The 22119-nt window shown below is 64.7% G+C and carries 23 protein-coding genes and 1 pseudogene; 19 read left to right on the forward strand and 5 right to left on the reverse strand.

Annotation, left to right across the window (positions count from 1 at the left end):
* Positions 1–6: 6 nt before the first annotated feature.
* The 8 genes from B4383_RS16575 to B4383_RS16610 all read left to right on the forward strand — a co-directional run bounded on the left by B4383_RS16575 (position 7) and on the right by B4383_RS16610 (position 9334).
* Positions 7–849, forward strand: coding sequence for a DUF3097 domain-containing protein (locus B4383_RS16575; RefSeq protein WP_078287941.1), 843 nt, complete (start codon positions 7–9; stop codon positions 847–849).
* A 44-nt stretch (positions 850–893) separates the two neighbouring features.
* Positions 894–2246, forward strand: a complete 1353-nt coding sequence (locus tag B4383_RS16580; protein ID WP_078287942.1) for a replication-associated recombination protein A — start codon at positions 894–896, stop codon at positions 2244–2246.
* A gap of 78 nt (positions 2247–2324) precedes the next feature.
* A complete protein-coding gene (locus B4383_RS16585) occupies positions 2325–2642 on the forward strand; it encodes a hypothetical protein (protein WP_078288213.1) in 318 nt (105 codons plus the stop codon).
* A gap of 200 nt (positions 2643–2842) precedes the next feature.
* The gene (gene alaS / locus B4383_RS16590; protein WP_078287943.1) at positions 2843–5530 is read left to right on the forward strand and encodes an alanine--tRNA ligase; all 2688 of its coding nucleotides are present in this window, start codon (positions 2843–2845) and stop codon (positions 5528–5530) included.
* A 5-nt stretch (positions 5531–5535) separates the two neighbouring features.
* Complete coding sequence (ruvX, locus tag B4383_RS16595) at positions 5536–6036, forward strand: Holliday junction resolvase RuvX (RefSeq protein ID WP_078287944.1); 501 nt, start codon at positions 5536–5538, stop codon at positions 6034–6036.
* Positions 6033–7319, forward strand: coding sequence for an endolytic transglycosylase MltG (mltG, locus tag B4383_RS16600; RefSeq protein ID WP_078287945.1), 1287 nt, complete (start codon positions 6033–6035; stop codon positions 7317–7319). The genes ruvX and mltG overlap by 4 nt, the downstream gene beginning before the upstream one ends.
* 18 nt (positions 7320–7337) lie before the next feature.
* Positions 7338–8156: a shikimate dehydrogenase gene (locus tag B4383_RS16605; protein WP_078288214.1), complete on the forward strand. Its 819-nt coding sequence runs from the start codon at positions 7338–7340 to the stop codon at positions 8154–8156.
* 164 nt (positions 8157–8320) lie between these two features.
* On the forward strand, positions 8321–9334 hold the full coding sequence (locus B4383_RS16610) for a diiron oxygenase (RefSeq protein WP_078287946.1): 1014 nt from the start codon (positions 8321–8323) through the stop codon (positions 9332–9334).
* Here the strand turns inward: B4383_RS16610 and B4383_RS16615 are convergent.
* Together B4383_RS16615 and B4383_RS16620 are read right to left on the reverse strand one after the other, a co-directional pair.
* Positions 9317–10036 carry a TetR/AcrR family transcriptional regulator gene (locus B4383_RS16615; RefSeq protein WP_078287947.1) on the reverse strand — a complete coding sequence of 240 codons (720 nt, stop codon included), beginning with the start codon at positions 10034–10036 and terminating at the stop codon, positions 9317–9319. The genes B4383_RS16610 and B4383_RS16615 overlap by 18 nt on opposite strands.
* 9 nt (positions 10037–10045) lie before the next feature.
* Complete coding sequence (locus tag B4383_RS16620; protein ID WP_078287948.1) at positions 10046–10852, reverse strand: methyltransferase domain-containing protein; 807 nt, start codon at positions 10850–10852, stop codon at positions 10046–10048.
* Positions 10853–10889: 37 nt separating this feature from the next.
* On the opposite strand from B4383_RS16620, the gene B4383_RS16625 reads away from it, so the two are divergent.
* The 5 genes and pseudogenes from B4383_RS16625 to aroQ all read left to right on the forward strand — a co-directional run bounded on the left by B4383_RS16625 (position 10890) and on the right by aroQ (position 14815).
* Positions 10890–11330, forward strand: coding sequence for an A24 family peptidase (locus tag B4383_RS16625; RefSeq protein WP_078287949.1), 441 nt, complete (start codon positions 10890–10892; stop codon positions 11328–11330).
* 66 nt (positions 11331–11396) lie between these two features.
* Positions 11397–12635, forward strand: a complete 1239-nt coding sequence (gene aroC / locus B4383_RS16630; protein WP_078288215.1) for a chorismate synthase — start codon at positions 11397–11399, stop codon at positions 12633–12635.
* Positions 12632–13132, forward strand: a pseudogene (locus B4383_RS16635) (shikimate kinase); the annotation flags it as partial. The gene aroC and the pseudogene B4383_RS16635, both read left to right, overlap by 4 nt.
* A 142-nt stretch (positions 13133–13274) precedes the next feature.
* The gene (aroB, locus tag B4383_RS16640) at positions 13275–14384 is read left to right on the forward strand and encodes a 3-dehydroquinate synthase (protein WP_078287951.1); all 1110 of its coding nucleotides are present in this window, start codon (positions 13275–13277) and stop codon (positions 14382–14384) included.
* The gene (aroQ, locus tag B4383_RS16645) at positions 14381–14815 is read left to right on the forward strand and encodes a type II 3-dehydroquinate dehydratase (protein WP_078287952.1); all 435 of its coding nucleotides are present in this window, start codon (positions 14381–14383) and stop codon (positions 14813–14815) included. Before aroB ends, aroQ begins: the two co-directional genes overlap by 4 nt.
* Here the strand turns inward: aroQ and B4383_RS16650 are convergent.
* Positions 14788–15312: a B-4DMT family transporter gene (locus B4383_RS16650; RefSeq protein WP_217697282.1), complete on the reverse strand. Its 525-nt coding sequence runs from the start codon at positions 15310–15312 to the stop codon at positions 14788–14790. The two genes, aroQ and B4383_RS16650, sit on opposite strands and share 28 nt — an antisense overlap.
* Positions 15313–15344: 32 nt before the next feature.
* Between B4383_RS16650 and B4383_RS16655 the strand changes: the two genes are divergently transcribed.
* Genes B4383_RS16655 through nusB form a run of 3 tightly spaced genes read left to right on the forward strand, consistent with a single transcriptional unit; the run spans position 15345 to position 17523 of the window.
* Positions 15345–16445 (forward strand): Xaa-Pro peptidase family protein, encoded by a 1101-nt coding sequence (locus B4383_RS16655; protein WP_078287953.1) that lies wholly within the window; start codon positions 15345–15347, stop codon positions 16443–16445.
* Between the two features lie 36 nt (positions 16446–16481).
* Positions 16482–17045, forward strand: coding sequence for an elongation factor P (gene efp / locus B4383_RS16660; RefSeq protein ID WP_078287954.1), 564 nt, complete (start codon positions 16482–16484; stop codon positions 17043–17045).
* Positions 17038–17523 carry a transcription antitermination factor NusB gene (gene nusB, locus B4383_RS16665; RefSeq protein WP_078287955.1) on the forward strand — a complete coding sequence of 162 codons (486 nt, stop codon included), beginning with the start codon at positions 17038–17040 and terminating at the stop codon, positions 17521–17523. Before efp ends, nusB begins: the two co-directional genes overlap by 8 nt.
* A 7-nt stretch (positions 17524–17530) precedes the next feature.
* On the opposite strand, the gene B4383_RS16670 is transcribed toward nusB, so the two are convergent.
* Together B4383_RS16670 and B4383_RS16675 are read right to left on the reverse strand one after the other, a co-directional pair.
* A complete protein-coding gene (locus B4383_RS16670) occupies positions 17531–18931 on the reverse strand; it encodes an AarF/ABC1/UbiB kinase family protein (RefSeq protein ID WP_139360827.1) in 1401 nt (466 codons plus the stop codon).
* 84 nt (positions 18932–19015) lie between these two features.
* Complete coding sequence (locus B4383_RS16675) at positions 19016–19444, reverse strand: nitroreductase family deazaflavin-dependent oxidoreductase (RefSeq protein ID WP_078287957.1); 429 nt, start codon at positions 19442–19444, stop codon at positions 19016–19018.
* Between the two features lie 142 nt (positions 19445–19586).
* Between B4383_RS16675 and B4383_RS16680 the strand changes: the two genes are divergently transcribed.
* From B4383_RS16680 to B4383_RS16690, 3 genes are all read left to right on the forward strand, one after another.
* Positions 19587–20513 (forward strand): DUF4259 domain-containing protein, encoded by a 927-nt coding sequence (locus tag B4383_RS16680; RefSeq protein ID WP_176126740.1) that lies wholly within the window; start codon positions 19587–19589, stop codon positions 20511–20513.
* Positions 20506–21054: a hypothetical protein gene (locus B4383_RS16685; protein ID WP_078287959.1), complete on the forward strand. Its 549-nt coding sequence runs from the start codon at positions 20506–20508 to the stop codon at positions 21052–21054. The genes B4383_RS16680 and B4383_RS16685 overlap by 8 nt, the downstream gene beginning before the upstream one ends.
* Before the next feature lie 128 nt (positions 21055–21182).
* Positions 21183–21914, forward strand: a complete 732-nt coding sequence (locus tag B4383_RS16690; protein WP_078287960.1) for an SDR family oxidoreductase — start codon at positions 21183–21185, stop codon at positions 21912–21914.
* The last annotated feature ends 205 nt before the right edge of the window (positions 21915–22119 follow it).

Below are 22119 nucleotides of genomic sequence, written 5' to 3' on the forward strand. Positions count from 1 at the left end.
CGCCGGGTGGCTGATCGCTATGGCACCGACATCCTGTCCAGCAACCCGCATGCTCCGCGGCGTCCTCAATCGACCGAGGTCGCGGCGATAAAGGGCCTGGTGGTCGAGGATGCCCAGACGGGCTTCGTGGGTGCGGTCGTGCGGATCGAGTACGGCCGGATGGATCTGGAGGACCGGCACGGACGCGTCCGCGGATTCCCGGTGGGGCCGGGATATCTCATCGACGGCAAGCCGGTGATCCTCAAGGAGCCGCTGCGGCACACACCCACCAAGCCGTCCAGGAGTGCATCAGGATCGGTTGCGGTACAAGGTCTTAAGGCACGCACGGCGTTGGCCAGCCGAATCTACGTCGAGGGCCGTCACGACGCGGAGCTCGTCGAGCAGGTGTGGGGTCACGACCTGCGCGTCGAAGGTGTGGTCGTCGAGTACCTGGGCGGGGTGGACGACCTCGCGGCCATCGTGAAGGAATTCCAGCCCGGTCCGGGGCGTCGGCTCGGGGTGCTGGTTGACCACCTGGTGAAGGGGTCGAAGGAATCACGCATTGCCGAAACGGTGCAGAAGGGCCCCTACGGCGAGCACACCCTCGTGGTGGGGCATCCGTTCGTCGACATCTGGCAGGCGGTCAAGCCCGAGCGGATCGGACTGCATTCCTGGCCCACCGTGCCGCGGGACATCGAATGGAAGCACGGCATCTGCCAGGCACTGGGCTGGCCGCATGGCAGTCAGACCGAGATTGCCGAGGCCTGGCGCCGGATCCGCGGCAAGGTGCGCACCTGGACAGACCTGGAGCCCGCCCTGATCGGCCGTGTCGAGGAACTGATCGATTTCGTCACGCTGCCTGACCAGTGACGGGCTGCACTGAACCCGTCGGACCCACGTGGTAAGCCTGAGACGTGTCAGACAGCCTGTTCGACGTGCCCGGGGGCGGATTCGACGTGGCCCCTGTGGATGCGGGGGTGGCGTCGAACGCGCCCCTCGCTGTCCGAATGCGCCCCGCGACTCTCGATGAAGTGGTGGGGCAGGGGCACCTGCTCAAGCAGGGCTCGCCATTGCGTCGCCTCGTCGACGGCTCCGGAGCGGCCTCGGTCATCTTGTACGGACCGCCGGGCACAGGGAAGACAACTCTTGCATCCCTGATTTCGGGGGCCACCGGGCGCAGGTTCGAAGCGTTGTCGGCGCTGTCCGCGGGCGTGAAAGAGGTGCGAGCGGTCATCGACGATGCGCGCCGTGCCGCCGTCCATGGCCGCCAGACAGTGCTCTTCATCGACGAGGTGCACCGGTTCTCCAAGACACAGCAGGATGCGCTGCTTGCGGCGGTCGAGAACCGGGTGGTGCTGCTGGTGGCCGCCACCACGGAGAATCCCTCCTTTTCGGTGGTGGCGCCTTTGCTCTCACGCTCGCTGATTCTTCAGCTGCAGCCGTTGGGCGACAACGATATTCGCGAGGTGCTCGAGCGGGCGATTGCCGATGAGCGCGGGCTCGGTGGTGCGGTGACCGTGGACCCCGAGGCGCTGAGCCTGCTGGCGCAGCTGGCCGCGGGCGATGCGCGGCGCGCACTGACCGCGCTGGAAGTCGCCGCCGAAACAGCTGAAGGCGCGGGCTCGGTCATATCCGTCGAAGTGGTCGAGCAGTCGGTGGATCGCGCCGCGGTGCGCTACGACCGCGACGGTGACCAGCATTACGACGTGGTGAGCGCCTTCATCAAGTCGATCCGGGGCTCCGATGTGGACGCCGCGCTGCACTATCTGGCGCGCATGCTGATCGCTGGGGAGGACCCGCGCTTCATCGCCCGGCGGCTGATGATCCTGGCCAGTGAGGATGTCGGCATGGCGGACCCCACCGCGTTGCCGTTGGCCGTGGCGGCCGCCCAGACGGTGCAACTGATCGGGATGCCGGAGGCGCAGCTGACCCTGACCCACGCCACCATCCACCTCGCGACCGCGCCCAAGTCAGGAGCGGTTCCCGCAGCACTAGGGGCGGCGATGGGTGACATCCGGGCGGGGAAGGCCGGGCTGGTGCCGCCGCATCTGCGCGACGGCCACTACAGCGGCGCCGCAAAACTGGGCAACGCTGTCGGATACGTGTACCCGCACAACGACCGCGACGGTGTGGTGGCGCAGCAGTATCCGCCCGATGAGCTGGTAGGTGCTGATTACTACCAGCCCACCGATCACGGCAATGAACGTGACATCGGGTCGCGACTGGACAAACTGCGCGCCATCATTCGGCGTGGGCTGAAGCGCTGAGTTGTGATCGAGTGTGCGGATTTTGTCGGTTCTGGCCAGAAAAACGACACAAATCGCACACTCGGCATACTGGATGACATGGTGTTACGTATGCGTGTGGTCGCGGGGGGATTGCTGGCATCGCTCGCGGTGATGGCAGCGCCCGCCGTGGCGTGGGCAGATCCGGAACCCGAACCGGGACCTGAGCCCGTCCTCGAAGATCCAGGGCCGCCGCCACCCGCGCCGGTTGACCCGTGGGTGGAGCAGTACGGCCGCGACGTCGGAGCGGGCGCCGCCGGTAATGCCGCGGAGGCCGGAGCCGGCATCCTGCTGAGCCCCTTCCTGGGGCCCTTCACCGGTCTGGCGACCGCGCCCATCGGTGGTGCCGTCGACAGCTCGATTCGCGACGCGCCTTAGCTGGCCACGGGCCGCGCTTGCTGCGATCGGAGTCAGTGCCCATTCATGTGTGTTGAGTGTCTCTTTCCGGTTAGCTCGGTGAATTGTGACGGAGCAGATACTCGGTGGCGGTACCTCCTGACCTTGGCGTATACCGGCGGTAGGTAGGCGCACCGGTAGGGTGGTCCGGTCAGATTCCCCCAGCTACACGCAAGGACGACATGCAGACACACGAGATCCGGAAGCGATTCCTGGACCACTTCGTGAAGGCCGGTCACACCGAGGTACCGAGCGCCTCGGTGATTCTCGACGACCCCAACCTGCTGTTCGTCAATGCCGGCATGGTCCAGTTCGTGCCGTTCTTCCTGGGGCAGCGCACGCCGCCGTACAACACAGCCACCAGCGTCCAGAAGTGCATTCGCACGCCGGACATCGACGAGGTGGGCATCACCACCCGGCACAACACGTTCTTCCAGATGGCCGGCAACTTCTCCTTCGGCGACTACTTCAAGCGCGAGGCGATTGAGCTGGCCTGGACGCTGTTGACGAATCCGGTCTCCGAGGGTGGGTACGGTTTCGAGCCGGAGAAGCTCTGGGCCACCGTCTATCTCGATGACGATGAGGCCATCGGGCTGTGGCAGGAAATCGCCGGGTTGCCGCTGGATCGGATTCAGCGCCGCGGTATGGCCGATAACTACTGGTCCATGGGTATTCCTGGCCCGTGCGGCCCGTGTTCAGAGATCTACTACGACCGTGGCCCCGACTACGGCATCGAGGGTGGCCCGGAGGCCAACGAGGACCGCTACATCGAGATCTGGAATCTCGTGTTCATGCAGAACGAGCGTGGCGAGGGCACCTCCAAGACGGACTTCGAGATCCTCGGGCCGCTGCCGCGCCAGAACATCGACACCGGTATGGGTGTCGAGCGCATCGCGTGTCTGCTGCAGGGTGTCGACAACGTCTACGAAACCGACCTGGTGCGGCCTGTCATCGACTGCGTGGCAGCAGTCGCCCCGCGCGGGTACGGGCAAGGCAGCCACGAGGATGACGTGCGCTACCGCGTCATCGGCGATCACGCGCGAACGGCGGCGATCATCATCGGTGACGGGGTCAGCCCCGGCAATGAAGGCCGCGGCTATGTGCTGCGCCGCCTGCTGCGCCGGATCATCCGCTCCACCAAGTTGCTTGGCGTCGAAAGGCCCATGATGGGCGAGCTGATGGCTGTGGTCCGTGACGAGATGGGACCGTCGTACCCCGAGTTGGTGACCGACTTCGAACGCATCAGCCGAATCGCCGTTGCCGAGGAGACCGCTTTCAACCGCACCCTGGCTTCCGGTTCGAAGCTGTTCGAGGACGCCGCGGACAAGACGAAAACGGCCGGAAGAAGCACGCTTTCGGGTAGCGATGCGTTCACCCTGCACGACACCTATGGATTCCCCATCGAGCTCACCCTCGAGATGGCGGCCGAGGCCGGGCTTTCTGTGGACGAGAGCGGCTTCCGGGATCTGATGAACGAGCAGCGGCAGCGCGCCAAGGCCGACGCTGCTGCGCGCAAGCACGCCCATGCGGACCTGACGGCATACCGCGAACTTGTTGACGCGGGGCCCACGGAATTCACCGGGTTCGACGAATTGGATTCGCAGGCCACGATTCTGGGCATCTTTGTCGACGGTGCCCGGGTGCCGGTTGCCTCAGCGGGCACCAAAGCGGAAATTGTGCTGGACCGCACCCCGCTCTACGCCGAATCGGGTGGCCAGATCGCCGACATCGGATCCATTCGCGGAGACGGGACCAACGTGACATCGCAGGCGAAGGTCTCCGATGTGCAGAAGATCGCCAAAACCCTGTTCGTACACAAGGTCACGGTGGAATCCGGTGAGTTCGTAGAGGGTGATCAGGTGGTGGCCTCGGTGGATCCGCAGTGGCGCCACGGCGCCACTCAGGGGCATTCGGGCACGCACATGGTGCACGCCGCGTTGCGGCAAGTGCTGGGTCCCAATGCCGTTCAGGCAGGCTCGCTGAACCGGCCCGGATATCTGCGTTTCGACTTCAGCTGGCAGGGAGCGCTCTCAGAGGCACAGCGGCAAGAGGTGGAGGACGTTGCCAACAAGGCGGTTGAGGCCAACTACCCCGTCAACACCTTCGTCACCAACCTGGACCAGGCCAAGTCGATGGGCGCGATGGCGCTCTTCGGCGAGAACTACGGCGACCGAGTGCGTGTGGTCGATATCGGCGGACCGTTCTCGCTGGAGCTGTGCGGAGGGACGCACGTGGCGAGCTCCTCCCAAATCGGACCCGTGACGCTGCTGGGGGAGTCCTCGGTGGGCTCCGGGGTCCGCCGCGTGGAGGCCTATGTCGGGCTCGACGCGTTCCGGTACCTCTCCAAGGAGCGTGCCCTGATGGCGGCGCTGTCCTCGACGCTGAAGGTGCCCTCCGATGAGGTTCCGGGCCGGGTCGCCACCCTGGTGGATCGGCTCAAGGTGGCCGAAAAGGAATTGGAGCAAACACGTTTGGCCTCGGTGAAGGCCTCCATCGCGACATTGGTGAACAACGCCGAACGCCTGGGCACTTCGGTCGGCACCGTCACCGTGGTAGCGCACCGGCTACCCGATGGCACCGGCGCGGGTGACCTGCGCAGCCTGATCGGCGACATCCGGGGCCGACTCGGCAGTGACCCGGCGGTGGTGGCCCTGATCGCGGCCGGAGACGGCTCGGTGCCCTTCGTGGTGTCGGTCAATAAGGCCGCTCAAGATGCGGGGCTGCGTGCCAACGACCTCGTGGGCGCCATCGGATCGGCCGTGGACGGTCGAGGCGGCGGTAAGTCCGACACGGCGCAGGGATCCGGTAAGGATCCGTCCGGCATTGACGCGGCGCTGCAGGCGCTGCGTGAACAGATCCGCCAGGCCTGAATCGAGTGCCCGACAGCGAAGCTCCCACCCCGGATCGGCCCGGGCCTGACGACCCGGGCCGAGGACGTCGTCTCGGAGTAGATGTGGGTACCGTCAGAATCGGCATCGCATCGAGCGACCCCGACGGAATTCTTGCCACTCCAGTGGAGACGGTTCCGCGGGATACAAAGGAAGACAGCGATTTTCGCCGTATTGTGGAGTTGGTCGAGGAGATGAGCGTGGTCGAGGTCGTTGTCGGCTTGCCGCGCAACCTGCGTGAGGGAACGGGGGCGTCCGCGCGCGACGCGGCGGGGTTCGCCCGTGAGCTGGGCGTGCGAATCGCCCCGGTACCGGTGCGCTTAGTGGACGAGCGTTTCACTACTACTACCGCCCAGCGTTCCCTGCGTGAGGCAGGAGTACGGTCTCGTCAGCAGCGCGGCATCATCGACCAGGCGGCAGCGGTGGCCATTCTGCAGGATTGGCTTGAGCAGCGGCGCCGGTGCGGCAGTGAAGGGGGCACGCGTTGAGCGACTGGCGCGACTGGGACGATCGCCAGGAGCCCGACGACGACTGGGGAGGCGGCCGCCGGGCCGTACCGGTCGCGGTCGGTCCTCGCCCTCGGGAGACTCGTCGTGAACGGGCGCGGCGCAGGGCAGCGGCCCGGCGTCGGCGCAACGCCGGACTCGCAGGCCTTGCGTTGGTCATCATCATCACGGTCGCGGCCGTCGTCGGCGGAGCCACATTGTGGGACAGCCTGTTCGGTGCCGATGCCCCCGTGACCGACTATTCGGGGTCCGGAGTCAAGGACTTTGTATTCGAGGTACATCCCGGCGACACCACCAAGGTCATTGGGCAGCGCCTGAAGGATGAGGGCGTGGTGGCCACCCCCAGTGCGTTCACCGATGCCGCGCAAGGCAATCAGGCCATCGCCGCGATTCAGCCCGGCTTCTACAAGCTGCGCACCAAGATTCCGGGTAAGGAAGCCGTCGCACGTCTGGCCGAGCAAGACAACCGAGTCGGTCTGCTTGTCATTCCCGAGGGGCGTCAGGTCGACGATGTCTCCGCGGTGGCCAATGGCGCGATCACCGAGGGCATCTTCACCCTCATCGCGCGTGCCTCTTGTGTGGATCTGGACGGCAACAAGCACTGTGTGGCCGCATCGGACCTGCGACAGGCCGCCACGACGGCGTCGCAGGCCGAGCTTGCGGTCCCGGAGTGGGCGTCCAACGGGGTCAACGCCGTACGCGACGACCATCGCCGCATCGAGGGGTTGATCGCCGCGGGGCGGTGGGACTTCGACCCGATGGCTGAGCCGGAGCAGATTCTGTCCTCCCTGATCCGGGAGAGTACGGCGCAGTACCAGCGGCTGGGGCTGTTGCAGGCCGACGCGGCCGGATTGTCGCCCTACGAGGTGCTGGTAGTGGCCTCACTGCTGCAGCGAGAGGCCAAGCCTCGCGATTTCGCCAAGGTGGCGCGGGTGGTCTACAACCGGCTGGCCAAGCATCAGAAGCTGGAATTCGACTCCACGGTGAACTATCCGTTGGACCGCCAAGAAATCGCGACCACCGACCACGACCGGGAAAACAAGACGCTCTGGAATACCTATGTGTCGCAGGGTCTTCCGGCCACCCCGATCTCTTCGCCGAGCCCGGAAGCGCTACAGGCGGCCGAGCATCCGGAGCCGGGGGATTGGCTGTACTTCGTCACGATCGATGCAGAGGGCACCACGTTGTTCACCGCCGATTACAACGAACACCTGGCCAATATCGAGCTGGCCAAGAAAAACGGCATCCTGGACAGTGCGCGATGAGCCTCTCGGGTGAAGAGCATGAGCACGGCTGACGTTCGCCGTGCCGCGGTCCTCGGATCACCGATCGGGCATTCCCGCTCGCCCGATCTGCATCTGGCGGCCTATCGCGCGCTAGGCCTGACCGATTGGACCTACGAACGCATCGAATGCACGGCCGAGCAGTTGCCGGATGTGGTGGGCGGTGCCGGGCCCGAATGGGTGGGTTTCTCGGTGACCATGCCCGGCAAGTTCGCCGCCCTGGAATCCGCCTCGAGCTGCACCGAGCGTGCGCGATTGATCGGCGCCGCCAATACGCTGGTTCGCGCGCGTGATGGTTGGCATGCCGACAATACGGACGTCGACGGCGTATCCGGGGCGCTGCGTGCCGCCGGGATCGATCCCTCCGGGCACGCAGCGGTGATCGTCGGTGCCGGCGGCACCGCGCGGCCGGCGATCGTCGCGCTCGCGGCGATGGGTGTGCGGTCCCTGACAGTGGTGGCCCGTGATGCCGCCCGGGCGCAGGGTGCTCTCGAATTGGCGGAACGGGTCGGTGTGCCGGCATCGGTGACCAGATTCGATGATGCGGCCCTGTCGTCGGTGTGCGCGTCATCGGGCGTGCTGGTGAGCACCGTGCCCGCAGAAGCCGCCACCGCCTATGCGGAGTCCCTGGCGGCGGCTCCCGCGATTCTCGACGTTATCTACCACCCGTGGCCCACCGAACTGGCAGCGGCGGCGCACCGCCGCGGAGCAGTGGTGGTCGGCGGTTTGGAGATGCTCCTGAACCAGGCGTTTACCCAGGTGGAGCTGTTTACCGGGCAGCCCGCGCCGCGGGCGGCGATGACCGCCGCCCTGCGCTGAACGGTCAGAAATTCGGCTGTGCCGACCAGTGGCCGTCGCGAGATTCAGACTCGCGAATGGCGGTAAGACCTGCGGGAATCAAATTCATGGGACTTTTGGTCCCATCAGGTCTTGCATGGGATGCCGTGTCCCAGTAAATTGGATGGTAATTCGAGGAGGAAGCAATGCCGCTATACACCGTCCCCGGGCCGAGCGATTTTGACGCGGAGTACCTGCAGACCCTGCACACGCTGTCCGAAGGCTCGGTGCGTCTGCACTTCGATCCCTTCACAGACATCGACTGGGATGCGCCCGATTACCAAATCGATCGCAACGATCCGCGCTGGGTGCTGAACCCGGAGCTGGACACCCTCGGCGCCACGCAGTGGTACCGGGATCTGCCGCTCGACCGCCAGATCGAGATCGGCCGCTGGCGACTGGCCAATAGCGTCAAGGTGGGGCTTGCCTTCGAGAGCATTCTGATCCGCGGCATGATGCAGTACCTCATGAAGCTGCCGAACGGCTCGCCGGAGTTCCGCTACTGCCTCCACGAGATGACCGAAGAGTGCAACCACATCCAGATGTTCCAGGAGCTGGTCAACCGCATCGGTGACGACGTCCCCGGTATGCGTAAGTGGTTCCGCAGGTTGTCACCGATCATCGGCGTGGCGGGTGGCTGGGCCCATGTGGTGCTCTTCATCGGAATCCTCGGCGGCGAGGAGCCCATCGACCATTATCAGAAGTCGTTGATCCGCAAGGACGTCGATCTACCGCGTGCTGTTCGGCGCACGATGGAAATCCACGTCGCCGAAGAGGCGCGGCATATCTCCTTCGCGGGTGAATTCCTGCGCGTACACATGCCGTTGATGAGCGCGCGCAAGCGCGCGCTCTGCACCCTCTTGTTCCCAGTTGTCATGAAGTTACTGGCGAACGAGATCATGATTCCGCCGCGGTCCTTCGCCGCCGAGTTCGGCATCCCGCGTGAGGTTTTCAGGCAGGCCTTCTGGCGTAGCGCGCATGCGCGTCACACCCTTTCCGAGTACTTCGGGGACATGCGCAAGCTCACCGAGGACATCGGAATGCGGCCGTGGTGGGTGCGCCCGCTGTGGAAGCTGATGCACATCGATGGCCGTCCGTCGCGCTACCGCAGCGAGCCCGACCGTTCACACATGGGCGCGCCGCTAGCGGTTGGCGCCTGACAGTTCGGCGATCGCGGCCATCAATTCGGTCTGCGGATCCAAGGACACGCCCATCGAGCGCCCAGCCCCGTCCAGCACATACCAGACGTAGTTGGCGAGGTCGTCGACGATCTCGGTGCGACTGCGCACGGGGTCGGTTTCCCGTAACCATCGGGAGAGGGTTCCTTCGACCATCGTCACGACCGCATAAGTGACCGATTCGAAGGGGCTGTAGTCGATTCCGAGTAGCTCGGTGATCGGGACCAAGACTCCGCGGACACGCTGCTCCATGCGCACCTTGACCGTACTGACCGCATCGACGGCGGGATCCTCGTCCGTGGTACCCGATCCCATGAACTCGTAGCGATGCGAGTAGTCGGTCATCCAATCCAGCACCGCCCGAATGGTTCTGGTGGCGATGTCGTTGATGGAACCTCGGGTGACGTCGAGCTGTGACGAGATTGTCGTATCGAAGTCCTCCATCAGATACGAGCGAATACGTCGATCGAGGTCCTCGCGGCCCTCAAACTGCCGGTACACCACGGACTTGGCCAGTTCTGCCCGCTTGGCGATTGACTGCACGGGAATCTCGGTGCCGGGTGGCGTTTCGTCGAGCAGTGCGACGGCAGATTCCACGATGCGGGTCTGTCGGGCGGAGTTATGCCGCTCCCAACGTGCCTCATGCCCGGTGAGCGAGCGTTCCTTGGCATTGGTATCCGGCACCGCCCGATTCTATCGACCCACTTCCGGCTTGGATGCCACACAGAAGATCCGGCGGAATCCGAACGGTGTGACGTCGCCGGAAGGCGGATATGCCTGGCGCAGCAGTCCGGCGTATTCCGCCTCGAACTCGGCGAATTCGACGACCGAGAGCGCCGACACGACAGGCCTCAGTCCGGTGCCGTGCACCCATCGCAACACCGGATCCTCGCCCGCGAGCAGGTGCACATATGTCGTTTCCCAGGCATCCGGGACCAGGCTGGCGGAAAGCGTCAGGCGCGCATAACCTTCGGCCCCGTCAGTGCTCTCGGTTCCACGCAGCACCCCACCCAATCGCGATGCCCAGCGCGGCGATTCGGCCACCTGGCGCATCAGCGCATGCGAGGGCGCGCCGAAGTTGCCCGGAACCTGAAAGGCCAGCCAGCCGCCCGGATTGAGCTGCTGTGCCCACCCGGTGATGAGCTCGCGGTGCTGCGGAAGCCATTGCAACGCCGCATTGGTGAACAGCACGTCTACTCCGTCTGCCCGGAAGTCCGCGATATCGCCTCGTTCGAGACGCAGATTGGCGGGTAGGTCGGCCGGTGCGGTGGCCAGCAGTTCGGCGGAGGAGTCCAGTCCCAGCACCGAAGCGTCGGGCCATCGGCGGGCCAAGTCGACGGTCAAGATTCCACTGGCGCAACCCAAGTCAACGACGGTACGCGGATCCGAGGCCGGCACCCGAGAAAGAAGTTCGTAGAACGGGCGACTGCGTTCGTCACCAAATCGGCTGTATTCCTGCGCGCTCCACTGTGTCCTCGATGTCCTCGATGTCCTCGTCACTACTCCAAATCTAGCCGCGCGGCGTTACATTCCCCACATGATTTTCGGGGCGGGGGTGGCGGTGCTGTGCTGGATGGTGGCGCTGTCGTATTTCGACATCAGGTACCGCAGGCTGCCGAACTGGCTCACGCTGCCCGCGGCCGCGGTGGTTGTCGCGGTGGCGGTACTCGACCGCAGTCTGCCGATGGTGGTGGGTGCGGCGGCGCTGACCGGCGTGTATCTGGTGGCGCACCTGCTGTCGCCGCGTGCGATGGGGGCCGGGGACGTGAAGCTCGCCTTCGGCACCGGCGGCCTGGCGGGGGCATGTGGATTGGACGCGTGGTTTGTGGCGGCGATCGGTGCGCCGCTCTTCACCGGCCTGGTCGGCGTGCTGCTCCTCGCCTGCGGACGTCGGGGAGTGTCGGTTCCACACGGACCGTCGATGTGTCTGGCGACCGCGTTGGCCGTCGGGTTGTTCACCCTGGCACCCGGCATCTGACAAAGAATCACCCACTGTCCCGATCGATTTGGAAGACCGATGTGCCCGCATGGGACAATGGCTCACGTGTTGCGCTGGATCACGGCAGGTGAATCGCATGGACGCGCGTTGATCGCGGTCCTGGAAGGCATGGTCGCTGGTGTCGAACTGACATCGGAGGACATTGGCAGGCAGCTGGCGCGTCGCCGCCTGGGCTACGGCCGAGGCGCGCGCATGGCCTTTGAGGCCGATCAGGTCACCATGGTCGGCGGCGTGCGACACGGTCTGACCTTGGGCGGACCGGTGGCCATCGAGATCGGCAACACCGAATGGCCCAAGTGGGAGACCGTGATGTCTGCGGACCCCGTGGACCCCGCCGAACTGGAGAACATCGCGCGCAACGCGCCACTGACACGGCCGCGTCCCGGACACGCGGACTACGCCGGCATGCTCAAGTACGGATTCGACGATGCCCGCCCGGTGCTCGAGCGGGCCAGTGCGCGCGAGACCGCGGCCCGGGTGGCGGTGGGCACCATTGCCAAGGCCTTCCTCAAGCAGGCCCTGGGCGTGGATGTCATCTCGCATGTCATCTCCATCGGCGACTCCGAGCCGTACGACGGGCCGGTTCCGGGCGCCGCGGATCTCGCCGTCATCGACGCCAGCCCGGTGCGGGCGTTCGACGCACAGGCCGAGGCTTCGATGATCGGCGAGATTGAAGCCGCCAAGAAGGACGGCGACACCCTCGGTGGGGTGGTGGAAGTCGTGGTCGCGGGCCTGCCTGTCGGACTTGGCTCCTTCATCAGTGGTAACGACCGGCTGGACAGCCAGCTGGCCGCGGCCATCATGGGGATCCAGGCCATCAAGGGCGTTGAGATCGGCGACGGTTTCACCACCGCTCGCCGGCGTGGCAGCGCCGCGCACGACGAGATCTACCCGGGCCCCGACGGCATCCTGCGCTCCACCAATCGTGCCGGAGGACTTGAAGGTGGCATGACGAACGGCCAGCCGCTGCGGGTGCGGGCGGCCATGAAGCCCATCTCCACTGTGCCGCGGGCGTTGGCCACCGTCGACATGTCCACCGGGGACGAAGCTGTCGCAATCCACCAGCGTTCCGACGTGTGCGCGGTGCCGGCCGCTGGGGTGGTCGCCGAGGCGATGGTCGCGCTGGTGGTGGCCCGTGCCGCACTGGAGAAATTCGGTGGCGACTCGCTGTCCGAGACGAAGACCAATGTCGGTGCGTACCTGGATGCGGTGGCGCAGCGGGAACCGCGCCGGGAATCGTCCGATGAGCAGCTTGCGCGAAGAGCGGCTAACACAGCGGGATGAGCCCCAAAGCCGTTCTTGTCGGGCTGCCCGGATCGGGTAAGTCCACCATTGGCCGTCGGCTGGCAAAAGCGTTGGACGTCAACATCTATGACACCGACAATGGCATCGAGACAGCGGCCGGTCGCACCATCGCCGACATCTTCGCCGCCGACGGCGAACCGGAATTCCGGCGTATCGAGGAATCGGTGATTCGGCAGGCGCTTGATCAGCAAGATGGAGTGGTTTCGCTCGGCGGCGGGGCCGTGCTCACTCCAGGAGTTCGGGAAGCGCTCGCCGGGCACACTGTGGTGTATCTCGAAATCAGTGCCGCGGAGGGGATTCGGCGCACCGGGGGAAGTGTGGTGCGTCCGCTGCTCGCCGGACCGGATCGTGCCGAGAAGTATCACGCCCTGATGTCGCAGCGGGTGCCGCTGTACCGCGAGGTCGCCACCATCAAGGTCAACACCGACCGGCGAAACCCCGGCGCCGTGGTGCGGATGATCGTCTCCCGGTTGGAGAACCCCGAGGGCAGCACAGGATCCGTCTCCTCGCGGCGGCGACGTCCCCGTCGGCGTCCGCGTTCACGACGGCGTGCGTCGGGCGTCATCGCCCCCGCGCGTACCGACCCTTCCGGAAGCGAAACCAAGGAGTGAGCCGACAATGACTAGCGCGGAGCCGACAACGATCACCGTCGAGGTGAATCCGCCCTACCCGGTAATCGTGGGGACGGGTCTGCTGGGTGAGCTGGTGGGCGCGCTCAAGGGTTCCGACAAGGTGGCGATCCTGCATCAGCCCACTCTTGCCGTCACGGCCGAAGAAATTCGGAAGACTCTGGCCGACACCGGAATCGATGCGCACCGGGTCGAGATTCCCGATGCTGAGGCCGGTAAGGACCTGGCCGTGCTCGGCTACATCTGGGAGGTGCTGGGCCGGATCGGGATTGGACGCAAGGACGCTGTCGTCAGCCTTGGGGGAGGAGCTGCCACCGATACGGCCGGCTTCGCCGCGGCCACTTGGCTGCGCGGGGTGAAGGTGGTGCACGTACCTACCACACTGCTCGCCATGGTCGACGCCGCGGTTGGTGGAAAGACAGGTATCAACACCGATGCGGGCAAGAACCTTGTCGGCGCGTTCCACCAGCCGGGGGCGGTGCTGGTGGACCTGGCAACCCTCGATTCGTTGCCGCGTAACGAGATCGTCGCCGGGATGGCCGAAGTGGTGAAGGCAGGTTTCATCGCCGACCAGGTGATCCTTGATCTCATCGAGGCCGACCCGCAGGCCGCGATCGACCCGTCCAAGCCGGTGCTGCGCGAGCTCATCGAACGCTCCATCGCGGTCAAGGCGAAGGTGGTGGCGGCCGACGAGAAGGAGGCCGAGCTGCGCGAGATCCTCAACTACGGCCATACCCTCGGGCACGCCATCGAGCGGCGTGAGCGGTACCGGTGGCGCCACGGTGCGGCGGTATCGGTCGGTTTGGTGTTCGCCGCGGAACTGGGGCGATTGGCCGGTCGTCTGGATGACGAGACCGCTGATCGCCATGCGCGGGTGCTCTCGGCCCTCGGGCTGCCAATACGTTACGACGCCGACGCGCTGGGACAACTCGTCGAATCCATGCAGGGCGATAAGAAGACCCGCTCGGGCATACTGCGTTTCGTGGTGCTCGACGGGTTGGCCAAGCCGGGACGATTGGAAGGTCCCGATCCGTCACTGCTGGCCGCCGCGTACTCGGTGGTGGCCAGTCCAAGCTCTGGCGAGGGAGTGATGCTGTGACGATCCAGATTCTCAACGGCCCGAATCTGGGCCGTCTCGGTAAACGAGAGGCCGCCGTCTACGGCAGTGTGACCTATGCCGAGCTGGTGTCTCTCATTGAGGCTGAGGCCGGCGCATTGGGTGTGGACGTTCAGGTGCGGCAGACCGATAGCGAAGCCGAACTTCTCGGCTGGGTTCACGCCGCCGCCGACGCCAAGGATCCGGTGATTCTTAACGCCGGTGCGTTCACCCATACCTCGGTGGCACTACGGGACGCGTGCGCCGAACTGACCGCCGGACTCATCGAGGTGCATATCTCGAATGTGCATGCGCGCGAAGAGTTTCGGCATCACTCATACCTGAGTGCGCTCGCCACCGGCGTGATCGTCGGGCTTGGCGTCCAGGGATATCTGCTGGCGCTGCGCTACTTCGTGACGTCCACTTCTTCCTGAACTGCCTGGAACACGTCGGTATCGGACTGCTGTAGCGCCGCGTGCTCCCTTTCCTTGCGGTCCACGAGCAGTCGGCCGACAAATACGCCCACCATGGCCGGCGCGAACACCAGCAGGGCCACGAACGCCGCGGTGGTGGTGAGCTCGGCGAGGATGCTCGCCGCATAGATCCCGTCGTTGAACAGGCTGATCAACCAGACCACCAGGCCACTGACGGCCCCGGCGAAAATGCCGCCCAGCAGCCACCACATGGCTAGGTCCTCACGGCGATCTGGATCTGGATTGCGCTGGGCGTCGCCGCGGCCGTCGGTGATCGCCCAGGCCGTCACCGCCGCGACGAACACCAGGACCAGCGCGATGTTGATCACGGTGCCGTGGGTCTCCCATACGCTGATGGCCAATCCCTGCACCACACGGATCAGCACCATGAGGATGGCGAAGACGGCGCCACGGGTGAGCCATTGAGTCGTCATAGAACGTGTTCCACCGTCGGGCATGGGCCCAGCGTATCGCGGTAGCGTCGACACCTATGACGACCGTCCTCAGCCATACCGACCGCAGGGAACGGCTCCGCGAGGGGCTGCGTGCGGACGGGCTCGATGCGTTTTTGGTGACCGATCTGGTCAACATTCGCTATCTGACCGGTTTCACCGGGTCGGCGGCGGCGCTGTGGGTGGCCGCTGGGGACGGGCCGGATGAGCAGGCAACCGTGCTGTGCACCGACGGCCGCTACCGCACACAGGCTGCCGCACAGGTCCCTGACCTGCGCGCCCTGATCGACCGCGGGTACGGCGCGGCGCTGGTGGCGCTGGCCGGGACCGGGCGCGCGGGTTTCGAAAGCCATGTGGTGACCGTCGACGGATACGACAAGCTGACGGCGGCAGCCGCGGATATCGAGCTTGTCCGGGCGCCGAATCGGGTGGAGAAACTGCGTGAGGTGAAAGACGAGTCCGAGGTGCTCTTACTCGAAAGGGCTTGTGCCGCAGCCGACACCGCATTGTCCGCATTGATCGCGACCGGCGGAATCCGGCCCGGGCGCACCGAGCGTGAGGTGGCGCGTGACCTGGAGAACCTCATGTGCGGGCACGGGGCGGACGGCACGTCATTTGAGACGATCGTCGCCGCCGGGCCACACTCGGCGATACCGCATCATCGGCCCACCGACGCGGTGCTGACTGATGGCGACTTCGTGAAGATCGACTTCGGAGCGCTGGTTGCCGGGTATCACTCCGACATGACCAGGACTCTGGTGCTGGGCTCGGTGTCACCCTGGCAGCAGGAGATCTATGAACTGGTGCTGGCCGCGCAGGCGGCAGGTCGGGCGGCGCTGGCGCCCGGGGCATCGCTGCAGGGCGTCGACGCCGCGGCCCGCGATGTCATCGCCGCTGCGGGATATGGACAGAACTTTGGCCACGGCCTCGGGCACGGGGTGGGGTTGCAGATCCACGAAGCACCGGGTATCGGTGCCGGCGCCACCGGTACACTGCTTGCTGGCTCGGCGGTGACAGTCGAGCCAGGGGTCTACCTGCCCGACCGGGGCGGAGTCCGGATCGAGGACACGCTCGTGGTGCGGCCCGACGGGCCGGAGCTGTTGACCCGGTTCCCCAAGGAACTCACCGTCATTAATTGAGTAGTACTGAACAGTTACGCAAGGAGACAGACGACTGTGGCTTCAACCGCCGATTTCAAGAACGGCCTGGTGCTCAACATCGATGGTCAGCTGTGGCAGATCACCGAGTTCCAGCATGTGAAGCCCGGTAAGGGACCGGCGTTCGTGCGCACCAAGCTCAAGAACGTGCTGTCGGGCAAGGTCGTCGACAAGACCTTCAACGCGGGCGTCAAGGTCGAGACCGCGACCGTGGACCGCCGCGACACCACTTACCTGTACCGCGACGGCGACTCGTTCGTGTTCATGGACAGCCAGGATTTCGAGCAGCACCACCTTTCCCCAGAGCTGGTCGGCGGCGCCTCGCGCTTCCTGCTGGAGGGCATGACCGTGCAGGTCGCCTTCAACGAGGGCGCCGCGCTGTACATCGAGCTTCCGGTGACCGTCGAGCTCGTGGTCACCCACACCGAGCCGGGCCTGCAGGGCGACCGCTCCAGCGCGGGCACCAAGCCGGCCACCATGGAAACCGGCGCCGAGATTCAGGTTCCGCTGTTCATCAACACCGGTGACCGCCTCAAGGTCGATTCGCGTGACGCCAGCTACCTCGGCCGTGTGAATGGCTGAAACCGGCTCGACCGGCCGGCCCGCTGCCAAGGGAGGCCGTCGCAAGGCGCGCAAGAGGGCAGTGGATCTGCTGTTCGAGGCCGAGGCGCGGGATATGACGGCCGCAGCGGTGGCCGACGAGCGTCGTGCCTTGGCGGAGTCGAAGTCGGACGTGGAACCACTGAATCCCTACACGGTGACTGTCGCGCATGGAGTCACCGAGCATGCCGTCCATATCGACGAGCTGATCGCTTCGCACCTGCAGGGTTGGACATTGGCCCGACTGCCCGCAGTGGATCGCGCGATCATGCGGGTCGCGGTGTGGGAGCTGCTGCATGCCGAGGACGTACCCGAGGTGGTCGCCGTCGACGAGGCGGTCGAGCTTGCCAAACAGCTCTCCACCGATGACTCGCCGGCCTTCGTGAACGGCGTTTTGGGGCAGCTCATGCTGGTGACCCCGCATATTCGGGGCGGTTCGGCCTCCGGTTCTGCGGAGTAGGGCGTAACTAACTGTCGATACCCAGAGCGCTTGCGAGCCGGGGTGGAATTTTAGGCTCCGCGAATTCTGGATACCAGCGGATCACGATGTCCCGCAAGGCAATCTCGGCCTCCAACTGGCAGGCCACTCCGACGAAGCCGGCGATGGTGCGAAACATCATCACGTGCTCGGTAGGGATTTCGAGCACTGCGCCGCCAAGGAAGTCCTGGCCACGCGCGAGCCCGGGTATCCGCGCTGCGTTTTGCTGCAGCCACTGGCGGTCGAACCGAAAACGAGGCATGCGTAGCGGCTCGGCGAACGGCCCGAAGTAGGCCAGTAGGTCCTCGGGCTGCACCTGTGCACCTGCCTGGCTGAAGCCTGCTTCACCCATTGCGGTATTCACGTCGTCGAGAACCAGTGTTCTCAGGTCGTCGGACAGCTCGTCCAGCTGTATCTGCCCGGCGAGCTCGGCCTGTCGAAGGGCGTCGAGGTACCCCACTGCACTGCGATGTACTGCGGTGACGGCGCCGAAGTCGAGCACCGCGAGTCGACCATCGGCGGTGAGCTGGTAGTTCCCTGGATGCGGATCTGCGTGCAGCAGCCCAAGGTTCGCCATCGACGCGCCACAGAATTCGAAGAGTAGCCGGGCCGCGGTGTTTCTGGATTCTTGATCGCCTTGCCGGATGATGTCGGCCATTGAGCGGCCGGTTACCCATTCGCTGACGAGGACCTTGGGTGCGGAGGCCACCACTTTGGGTATCAAAAACGCCGGGCCGCCAGTGAACGCGGAGGCGAAAGCACGCTGATTGTCTGCCTCACGACGGTAATCGAGCTCTTCGGCCATCCGTTTACGCACCTCGGCGAGCATCGGCTGCACGGCTATCCCCGGGAACAGAGGATCTATGAGGCGACTCATCTGGCCGACTCGCCGCAGGTCCGACCGCAAGGCGGTATCGACTCCCGGGTACTGAACCTTCACCGCTACGGCCCGGCCGTCGTGCCATGTTGCGCGATATACCTGGCCGATGCTGGCCGCGGCGATCGGCTCGTTGTCGAACTCGGCGAATCGGTCGCCCCAGCGTTGGCCGAGCTGCTCAGCTAGCACGCGGTGCACCTGTTTAGCCGGGATCGGGGGCGCCGAGGCCTGCAGACCCGTCAGTGCCGCCCGGTATGGCTCGGCGTACTGGTCGGGTATTGCGGCCTCGAAGATGCTCATCATCTGGCCGAACTTCATCGCGCCACCCTTGAGCCCGCCGAGCACCGCGAAGAGCTGCTCGGCATTGTGCGCCGACCACTGTGCAGCGATTGCTTCCGGATCACCTCCGGTGACGCGGCGGCCCCATCCGACGACAGCTCGCCCCGCTGCCCCCAACGGCAAGCTGGCCAGCTTTGCACCACGGCGTACGGACCCCCGCGCGATCTCCCTCACGTCGACATTGTGCGCTGGCGACAGAGGCTTTCGGTCTGTATGTGGAAACTCTCGTGTATCAGTACACGAGAGCGGCGCAGTAGTTCAGCCGAGCTGGATCTCGAACACCGGAATTACCCGGTCGGTCAACGTCTCGTACTCGGCGAATCCGGGAGCGCGCTGCTTCACGATCTCGAATACCCGATCTCGCTGGGCGCGGGGGAGTTCGACGGCCGTGGCGTTGGACTTCGGGTTCGCGCCGATCTCCACCTCGACGCTGGGGTTGGCGCGCAGATTCGCCACCCAGGCGGGATTCTTCGGCCTGCCCGCCGAGGAACCCACGATGTAGGCCGTACCGTCGATATCGAAGTAGGCCAACGGATTCACGCGTTGTGCGCCCGATTTTGCGCCCGTGCTGGTCAGCAGCAGGAGCGGAAACCCCTCAAACTGGCCGCCGACCTTGCCCCCGTTGGCGCGGAACTCGGCGATGTTGGCCTCGTTGAATGACTGCTCGGTGCCCGATGCTTCGGTCATCGCGGTCTCGATTCTCTCGGTGACGGGTCGAGCCTAACGGCCTGTTGTGGATCACGAGGTGAGCAACCGAAAGATTGCCCGATCAGGGTAGGGATCCCGCCCCGGAATGCATGATGCGAGGTGTTCTGCCACGATTAGCTGCATGGGTACGTGGGGTGAAGGGCCGTTTGATAACGACGATGCCGCAGACTTTTTGAGTGACCTAAGAGAGAGCGGTGATATCGAGCTGGAACTGGCTCGATATCTACGACTGGCGACCGGAGAGTATGTCGAGGCGCCCGAGGGCGCATCCGCCGTGGCTGCCGCTGCGGTAGTTGCTCTTTTATGTTCAGACGCGGTGGATCCGGCAGTGGTGCCCTGGTCGGAAGAGGTTGCCAACATCCGCGTCAAGCAAACCCAAGCGCATGCCCTCGGACTGCTGGCGAGTGCGGCGATCGCGCGAGTGACCGGCACCGGCAGTGAACTAGCGGACCTTTGGGAGGACGGCGATGCGAGCCAGTGGCGTGCCATCGTCGGTGCTGTCGATGCCACTCTGCGTGGAATCGGCACACCGGACTATCACGATTGGGCCCCCTACCCGGGGCTGGTCGAGGCAGCCGCCATCGCGCTTCGCGATCCCGATGTGGCCGTTGATGAGTTGACTGCCGTCGTCAACCTGTCGGATGTTCGGGTCTTCACCCTGGATCGTGAACCCACCGAAGATTCCCGAGGGCTGTGGCAGGAGGTGGCGCTTGTCGACGGTCGTCGTCTCATCATGTGGCACGGCGAGGACAAGTCCCGACGGTACGACACCGTGGAATTCACCTCGACGGTTCGCACGGTGCCGTTGTCCGCCATCACGGGGCAAGAGTTGCGCACCACGTACCAGGATATTGACGGCGTGCGCTCGTTGTTGGCCGTCGAACTCTGGTTATCCACGGCGATACCGGACAAGACACGTGCCGTCTCAATCTCGGAGACGGAATGGGTGGTCGACGATTTCTACTTCGCCAAGTCGATCGTCGACGGTGGGCTCGCACAGATGGAACGGCTCCTGCAATTCGGACGGGCGGTGGCTCAGCATGTTTGATCCCGGTGCAGATTGGGCGACCGTGCCGCGGCTGGAGAGCGCCGTTGAGGTGTTTACCCCGAACGCAGACCTGGTGATCGACCAGCTGCGTGGTGTCGTCGACTTCGAGCGGGTGTCTGCGTTCGTGCTGAGCCGAGGTACCGAGACGCACAACTGGGGCGAGATGCATTGGTGCGAAGTCGCATTGATCGAAGGTGGCCGCATGATCCTGTGGTTCGGTAAGGACGGCCACTGTGCGGGGCATGGGGGGCGCGCTCCGCACCCGACACTGTCGGTGACGATGCGCACCTTTCCGCTCTCGGAAATCAGCGATCAGTCGCTGGTTACCGAATATGACGTGGAGGCGGATGGATCGCGGGTCCTCACCGCGGTCCACGTGACGATCTACACGTCTACGACGTACCGGAGTGTGAAGACATCGTTGGAAGAGCATCGCCACAGCGTCGAGGACTTCCGTTTCTCAAAGTATTCGAACCAGGGTGTGGCACAGATGAACAGGCTTATCGAGTTCGCGGGGGCATTGTCCCGGCAGACACGCTAACCGTATGTCAATGGTCCTCACACACCTCCGTCGGCGGATGGACGTGCTTGAGCGGTTCTTGAGTTATCGAAGGGACATTGGATGCGACGAACTGCGGAGGAAATAGGGAAGCTCAAGGACGGGGTGTTATGCGGGGTCGGGTTGTTCTCATCACCGGCTCCTCGCGAGGGATCGGGTTGGCGACGGCGCGCCTTGCCAAGGCTGCCGGCGCCGAGGTAGTTCTGCACGGACGTACCGCTTCTGCCGCACTCGGTGAGAGGGCAGCAGAGATGGATGCCCTGCACGTCGTCGCTGATGTCGGCGATCATGACGATGTCCGCAGCGCGGTTCAGGAAGTCGTTCGTGCTCATGGCCGTATCGATTCCCTGGTGAACTGTGCCGGGGTCGCGGCGCCGCGGGCGTTCGCCGAGTTGACGAGGCAGGACTGGGATCGGCACTTGACTGCGAATCTGATTGGCGTGTTTAACTTTTGTCAAACAGTGGCGCCGCACATGCCCCGCGATGGCAGTGGGAGGATCGTGAATGTCTCCTCCATGCGGGGCAACTTGCCCATGGCCACCGCACGGGGCATGGCGTACTCGGCGTCGAAGGCCGCACTGAATAGCTTTACCGTGGCGCTCGCGAAGGAGCTGGCGCCGGAAATCTTAGTCAATGGCCTGGCACCGGGACTCGTCGAAACCGACTTGATCGCCGGCCTGAGTCCGTTGAGTCGCACGGAGGCCGAATCATCGTTGCTTGGCCGAATAGGTACACCATTGGAAATAGCGGAGATGCTGGTATTTCTGGCTAGCGAGAAAGTCAGTTATATGACAGGCCAGATTATTACGGCGGACGGCGGGTCGGAACTTAGCAACAGGTAGGGCGATAATATGTCATATGTAACGAAGTCTGTCACATATTATCACCGAGATCATGTGATGTTAATCGTACAGTAACTCTCGTACTAAGCGGATGTGTATGCGACCAGTTAAGCTGGGAAGATACTGAGAGACCATCAATAAATATAGACAAGCAGCACATTGGCGTGCCCCTGAATGGTACCACGCGGAGGTAATGCAGAATGGT

The sequence above is a fragment of the Mycobacterium sp. D16R24 genome, from assembly GCF_002013385.1.
Classification (GTDB): domain Bacteria; phylum Actinomycetota; class Actinomycetes; order Mycobacteriales; family Mycobacteriaceae; genus Mycobacterium.